Origin of the sequence: Comamonas sp. JUb58, assembly GCF_004364775.1 — a bacterium.
Taxonomy (GTDB): domain Bacteria; phylum Pseudomonadota; class Gammaproteobacteria; order Burkholderiales; family Burkholderiaceae_C; genus Comamonas.
The window spans coordinates 1-7,261 of sequence record NZ_SOAL01000044.1 but is presented as its reverse complement, the minus strand read 5'-3'; the positions used below and the strand labels follow the sequence as shown (position 1 = coordinate 7,261).

The 7,261-nt window shown below is 57.8% G+C and carries 3 protein-coding genes; 2 read left to right on the top strand and 1 reads right to left on the bottom strand.

The genetic code is table 11. The features are described 5' to 3' along the window. Positions 1-146: 146 nt before the first annotated feature. Both EDF71_RS24660 and EDF71_RS24655 read left to right on the top strand, forming a co-directional pair. A complete protein-coding gene (locus EDF71_RS24660; RefSeq protein ID WP_133859161.1) occupies positions 147-704 on the top strand; it encodes a hypothetical protein in 558 nt (185 codons plus the stop codon). Between the two features lie 472 nt (positions 705-1,176). Next, a complete protein-coding gene (locus EDF71_RS24655) occupies positions 1,177-1,392 on the top strand; it encodes a KTSC domain-containing protein (RefSeq protein WP_133859160.1) in 216 nt (71 codons plus the stop codon). A 338-nt stretch (positions 1,393-1,730) separates the two neighbouring features. On the opposite strand, the gene EDF71_RS24650 is transcribed toward EDF71_RS24655, so the two are convergent. Next, a complete protein-coding gene (locus EDF71_RS24650) occupies positions 1,731-7,175 on the bottom strand; it encodes an ATP-binding protein (protein ID WP_133859159.1) in 5,445 nt (1,814 codons plus the stop codon). Positions 7,176-7,261: the final 86 nt, after the last annotated feature.

Below are 7,261 nucleotides of genomic sequence, written 5' to 3'. Positions count from 1 at the left end.
CTGCTGAAAGTTTCAGCAGGTCAGTGGAACACCCTGGTCAATTTTGCATCGGCACTTTGTGGTTTACCTGATCAGATTTGCATCGGCACTAACACGTTCTCAGCTTGGCTGCTTGTGGCGCCAGCAAGATACCGGAAAGCTCCGACGTGAAAGCTCTTCTGGAGTCCAAAATCCAGGGCTGCAAGAACATCAAAATCACCAACGCCAAGAAGACCAATGGCTATCCGCATTCGACATTGGCCGATGTTCATGTGGTGGAGTACTCATACACCTTAGCCTTGAAGAACCCGTCGGAGTACAGGTCGTTGGCAGGTGCCTACGAAAAAGAGAAGAAGACGCTGCAGTCTTTCAACTCTTCCATTGATAACATCATCAGTCGCTCCAACGCAGCGCTCGCAGAAAGGCGCAATCAGGAGTTTGCCGATCTGCAGCGTGAAGGCCGTGAAATAGAGAAGAAGAAGGAGGAGTTCATGCGCCAAGCCAAGGTTGCCGGGAACATCTCATACAAGATCAGCCAATACTACTTGGCAGGATGCGAGGAGAGCATCAAGGACGTGGCTCCTGTCAGCGGGTTTCACGGCCGGCAAACGCTCAATATTGGTCTCGGAGCTGACTCCTCCGACGCATGGTTCGATATCAATGACATTGACATGACCGGCAAGGCCATGATGCGCAAGACTGACAATGGATGGCGTGCCTACTGAGTGCTTTGTTGTGCTCGTCTTAAGGAAGACGTAAACCCTAGTAATGAGGCGTCCAAGCACATAGCTTGGACGCCTTTTAGCTTGGCTAGGGCGGCCGTCAGATCATGCCACTGCTGTCCTGGAATCCCAGCAAGAAGCCAAGCTACGAGTAGGGCGCTCATATTCGACTCCATCGCTTTAGAGACATTTGTTAGAAATCAGATTGCACCTGTGGTGCAATGATTCGGCTATAAATTTTTTCTCCGCGGAAGAGATTGAGGCCTCTGGCCCTTGTGAATGGACAACTCTAGATCGTCGGGGCTCAAAGGGGCGCATGGGCCGAATGACGACGGGCAAGTGCTATGTCAGTTCGGGCCACCGGTCTGGTTGTCGGGGGCGCTCATCAAAGGGCGGTGGTCTTCAGGCGGAGTGACAGGTAGAAGCAAGTCGCCATCTGTAAGATGGCTATTCATCGATCAACTGGTGCCACTCCATGATCCGAGCAGCGGTCACTTCCTCTAGCATTCAAGCAGTTGGATACAGCCTTCCCAACCAAACTCTTGAGATCGAGTTTGTCAGTGGCGGGATATACCGGTACTTCAATGTTCCTGAACGCCTCCATGCGGGTCTGATCGCTGCCGCATCCCACGGCATGTACTTTGATGCGCACATCAAGGAGGGAGGCTTTCGATTCGAGCGGATTGGCTAATTTCTCTGCATCTGCATCTGCAGCAAGAGCGGTTGCGTGAAAAGCGACCCAACGCCGTCGTAGCGTAGTGCTATTTTTAACGCGTAGACCACGCCTCACTGCCCGGACGTAGCGACGAGAAGTAGCAGCTACAAGTCTGCTTCAGGCTGACAGCGGAAGTTCACCAAAGGTGGCTTTGCGGCACCTCAGAGACAGTCAGCGTGTCCAGAAGGCTGCGCACGGCGCCGCCAACTCCAAAACGAGAAGACTGACTTCGCTGAACCATCCATCGTTGGGTGCAGCCCTAGTCGTCAGGCAACCGCTGGGGTCAGTGACTTAGAGAGGTTGCCGTTGGCCCTTCAGCCAAGGGCCTTGTACCGAATCCGTGCATCCGCTTCTTCGATGCGGTACACGTCGGCGTGCTTGGGGTCGTAGGGGTTAGGCAAGACGATGGCCGAAGGCTGGGCCGACAGGGCGTTCTTGACATGCACGAGCAAGAAGATCTCCTTCTTTCGCTTTCTCTGAGTGGCGATCTCCATGGCTAGCCTTATCTCAGAGGACCCCAGCATGAAAACCTCGTCGTCACCCGAGGACGCCTTCACCTCCACTCGGTAATGCTTTCCCTTGGTTGAAAAGACGAAATCGCATCCCCGCTCGTCATCCCCTTGATTGAAGCTGAAGACGTGCTTGCTGTTCTTCGAGACCCAGGCTGACGCTGAGACGGACTCGTTGCCGTATCGTTGTTGCAGTATGCGAAAGACAAAGATCTCTCCAGCCAAGCCAACGAATTCATCAATGGCATACGCGCGCGGCTTCTTCCCCCCTCGGCCGTTCCCCGTTCCTCCTCCGTCCTTTTTTGGTCTGGGATTGAGTGGTGCCAGCGTCGCTGGCTTAGTCAGATCAAACTGCATGGATGCTGCCAGGCTCGGATCGCTGATGCGACCTGCTAGGAAGTCCCAAAGTTGGGAAAGGTTGTCCTCCGATGCATCGAAGTCCTCGCCGCAGATCTTGACAATGTTCTTGCGGCGATTCCTCTCCGCTCGAATCGCCTCAAGCCTATATTTCGCACCGTCGAGATCGTCCGCAGAGAGCTTAAGGGCCGTTTGCAGAGATGCCAGATCGCTGGATGCGTCGACGGCGGCCTGGAACTGCGGCATATCTGGATGCTGGACCCCCTTGCGCATCAGATCGAAGACATGCGTCTCGGACCACTCGGCTGTAAAGGCCTCACAACGAAGAGGCGACGCGACAGCAGCGCAGTATTGGTCGACAAGTGAGGAATTCTCCTGCTGCTCCTGATCTGCGCCGGCCTTGACCCATGCCGCGAGGCGCAGTCTGTCCATGCCTCCCGCGACTGCGTCTACCAATGCATGGTTCTTTCGACCACATTCATCGGGATCAATGTCGACTACCACGCCCGCATCGGCAAGCAGCTTCAGCAGCACTTCGGGAGAGTCTGCGCGGCAAAGCGCGCTGGTGACCGCATCGTCACTGAACCAAGGGGCTGCTTGAGAACAGACAAGGTGCATGACGTCGGAGAATTCAACTGTCCAGTGGGAGGCACCCATATCCAGAGACTCTGCCTGCTTCATGTACGCGTTGTATGTCGACTCGTAGTGAAGGGGTTTGCCTGTCCGGATGGCATGCGCAATCACGCGCTTTACGAGGGTTGCACCCTCCTCTAGTCCGGCTTGTAGCTGCAGTCGCCAGCTCCGATTGGAAAGTGCAGGCTGACTCCTCTGGGCAAGGGCAGCATTCCATCTCGACAGGAAAGCCGCTGGTCCGAAGTCGGGAGAGATCGCACGGCCGAAGTCGAACAGGTCCTGGCTATCTCGGGCGATCTGGATGGTGCGGGAGACATTGAGATTCGGAACCGCGACCGCGGCCAGAGCAGCCGAAAACTCCTCTTCTGTCGTTGCGTTTTCCAGTGAGGTCGAGTTGACTTCCGGGGCCACAACGGCCATGAGGACAATGACCAAGCGGCAAATGTGACCAACGTCACCTCGCAGGTGTTCGAGCACCTGGTGAACCTGCTCTGGTGTGATGTGCAGGGGCTCAAGAAAGACGGTCACATCTTCGGGAGCGCTATCAATGGAGCCCAACCCGCGAAGCAGGTAGCGAAGCTGGATCTCGAGATCGTCGCGCGCAAGCGCTTGGGCCAAGGCGTTTGCCAGTTTTTCGACCACGGACTTGCAGCCTTCGGTGGCTACAAGAGTCTTGCGATTGGCATCCCACAGCGCGGGCACCTCGCTTGTCGTCAGCGTTTGGCCGTCCCGCTTCACGGCCACGTGCAAGTTCGGCACCCAGTCGATGCGTGCCGTCCGCAAGATTTCGACGCGGTCCTTGAAAGCCTGAGCATGCACCCCTCGACCCATGGCAACCATAACCAACAGAGGGTGTATCAACCATCCCAGCTCGCTGTCGGCGAGGCCAACGGCTCTGAACCCGGTCCAGGGCGTTCCGTCCACTTCTGGAATCAGCGCCAGGTCGGAGGTCAACTGAACACGCGAGCCGTAGGCAGTCGTGAACCAATCGCGCAGATCCTTTGCATCCGAAGGGAGGATGGTGACGACCGGGAAGTCGAATTCCTCCAGGTCCGAAACATAGGCACCGAAGTCCGGCAGATAGACTGGCTCATCCACAGTTGGAGCGACGGACGTGAAACGCTTGTTGGCGCGACGGACCGGCAGCAGTGGTATAGCCGGCAACGTTGCTGGCGGCCGGAATCGCTGCCACGCGTCCCGGATTTGCCCGAGCAGCACATTTGCATCAGCGACTTCGTCACTGCCGACGACCGATGTCAGTGCCACGAGCAGACTTGAATCCTCCGTAGAAGCAATGGGATCGAAAGATTGCATGCCCAGCTCCCGCAGAGCTTTCGCGAGGTCAGGGCGTTGACCGACATTGAGAGCAAGGACTGAAGGCAAGGCTCGCAGGTGCGCATAGTGCTTCGCGCGGCCTGCGAGGATCTCCGCCGGAACGTACCAGCGGTCCCGCGGCCGCGCCCATGTCACTCCCTTCGTTTCGATGATGGCGAGCCACGGTCGTGTCGACAGAAAGTGCGTGAGCGGGCTTGTGATTTCCAGCCGGTCCGACACACCTCCGATCTTTATCAGGCTCATCTTCTGCAGACCCGTCGTCCAACGCGGCAAGCTCTGCAGAATCAGCTCGCTGAGCGCCTGTCTTGCTGCGACGCTCAGGGAATCAAATTCTGCTAGGCCGGGGAAGGTGTAGAAGCTCCCAACCTCCCATTTCTGCACCGACACATAGTACGGCGTAACCCCTTTGAAGGCGACGGCGGCAAACTCTGACCAGTGAGCCGCCGAGACGGTTGGCGGCGCTGCAGGTAGCTGAAACTGATAGTTTTGACTCTTGAACTCGCTCGACCACGCCGACGCCGCGGTCTCGACAAGGCGCATCCCGTTCTGCACCCCCCCCAAGGCCAGAAGCTGAGCTTCTACGATCCCAACATCGCCCCAGGCAGCATGACCCGGCGCCACGAGCAGGCGCCGCATGGCTTGTTGAGCGGAACCTGATTTGAGGGACGTGAGGTAGGTGTTCAGTGCGGTGCCGACCGTATCGGGCCAGCCTTCTGAGAACGTGGCCTCTTGCATGGGAAACCACCCTCCCGAACAGGGCACGGGGATGGTCCGCATCAGCTTCCACATCGTCCCCGTGCCCCGTTCCCGAGCGATGACGTTCTTCATCAAGCGCAGAGCCCAACCAAGAATGTCGCGGCACAGAGCCTCGTGCTCGCCGCCGATTGGGGTGGGCAACGGCGGCGTCAGACGATGCAAAACCTCAGAGAAGATTGTCTCGACGCGGAACTGGGAAACGAGTCCTTGGCCGAGATAGCCGCGGACAGGTGTCTGCATAGCCGGACGGACCGGGTCGTAGAGTTGGACTTCCTCGCTGAGGAAGGCGACGGAACTTTGAAGTGTGGCCGGCACGCCCGTCGTTGCCGTGTCGCCACCGATTTCGCTGTCATCTGCTGTGCCTTGCCTGGGCACAAAAAATACGCGGGTACCATCGCCGACGCGGTGCAACTTACCGTCGGCACCGAGCAGCACCGCGTGCTCTGCAAGTACAGACTGGCCTTTCGGAAGTAGCGCGAGTACATCGCGCCAGAACGCGTTCCAGTCACCGCTGGTGCGATTGAGCGCCTTCGCGATCTCGGAGATCGTTGCGGCGAGCTGCCAATCCAAAGGATAGGCGCCAGTGTCAAACCGTGCCGACGTCAGCGCGCGAAGCTGATCAACCCGTGAATCCAGACACCGATGGAATACACTGAAGGTTGCGTTTTCTCTCAAGAAGTCCTTCGTCAGCAGGGACACCTTGCCTGATTCTGGGATCAGGGACGTGCTGTCGAGTGCCGCCCATCCCTTGTCAGCCAACGCTATCGGCTCCGGGCTTAATTTGATGCCAGTGCGGTCTTCCGCCTCAGTTACAAGCTCGAGCCAGCGCATAGCGGCTTGCCCGGTACCGAAGGGAGCCAGAAAGTCCACGATCGCTCGTGCCTCCTGCTCGCCACGGCCAGCGAGCTTGTGGAGAACAACGTTCATCGATAGATCGAGAGCTGTATCCAGCAAATGCCTGTTGTAGGCGTCGTCGAAGGGGATGGATGTTCGGCTCATATCCCCAAAGAACGGGGCGTTGATGTGGATCGCGCTTCCGGTTGAAACCCGTGTCGGAAGGAAGATGCTGAAGCAGCCGCCCTCTGGGGTGTCTCCGATCAGCGCTGCAACCGACACGGTGATGTCCGTGATCTCGGGCCAGCGCCCAGGCAACTTTGCAACTGCGCTGCGAAATGACTGCGGTGCTGTGGGCGCGTGCAGCTCTGTACTCCACACCCAGTATTCCTTTACCTGGCCCACGAGGTTGGTGATGGCGACGCGCACGCCATCTCGCCCCTCTTCAAGTGGTGAAGACTGGCGGACAAACTGCCTGGAATCGCCCTCCATCTGCTTGATTGTCAGCGAGCCGATCTTGTTCAGGAACAGGACGGTCGATTCGGACAGCTCGGACATCCGGTCTAGCACATAGCCACGGAGCTCGGCCGACTTAAGGGGCAAGCGAACAACGCTCGCGAAGCCGCGCGATTCGCATTCGAGCACCCGGGCACTCTGGCCTTGGGAAATCGGGACGGGCAGCAGGTACGGGGAGAGATAGGCCAGTTCGCCAGTAAGCCAGCCTTCGTTCTTTAACTGAACGCGGCTGCGAAACCTCTCCAGCATTTCGTCTGACCAGGTGTCGACGATGGGCTTTTCGGTCACCGACCAGATCGGTGCCTTGCTGTCTTGAGACAGACGCGTGATCGGTTCGACGAGGGCCGCGACTACGTCTGGACGGAACGCGAAGCAATAGCCGTCGAAGGTGGCGCTGCAGGGCGCGCGCCTGGAATAAATCTCAGGAGAATCTGAGATTTCGAGGACGCTGCGGAAGCCGATGCCCTTGTTCCCGATGCTCTTCTCTGGATCTTTGTCACTCTGGCCCAGTTGGGACAGTCGCTCGAAGTTGGACGGAGAGAAAGGTGCGCCGTCGTTGGCCACCAGCAGGGATCCGTGTGGGGAATCGTCAGGATCAAATATGACCTCGACGCGGTTGCCTCTATCGGCCAGGGGGAGTTCGACGAAAGTATCGTGCGCGTTCTGTACGAGCTCAATAAGGAAGCGGCCGTGATATTGGTGCTCAACCTGCTGGGTGAGGCTGTGCATGCTCCTGTAGTTGGACACCCCTTCGGCGATTTCCGTGAGAAAGATGCGCACCTTCGCCCCGGTGAGTTCTGAGATGTGCGTTTGAATCACACCGGATTCCGTGGAGGCTCAACTCCTGAGAGGATTGAGTCATGAACAACAAACCCAATAAATTTCCCGCCGAGGTCCGCGAGCGT

Bases quoted from the DNA above. Each gene is read 5' to 3' on its own strand.
- EDF71_RS24655 (WP_133859160.1), top strand. From the start codon at position 1,177: ATGATCCGAGCAGCGGTCACTTCCTCTAGCATTCAAGCAGTTGGATAC.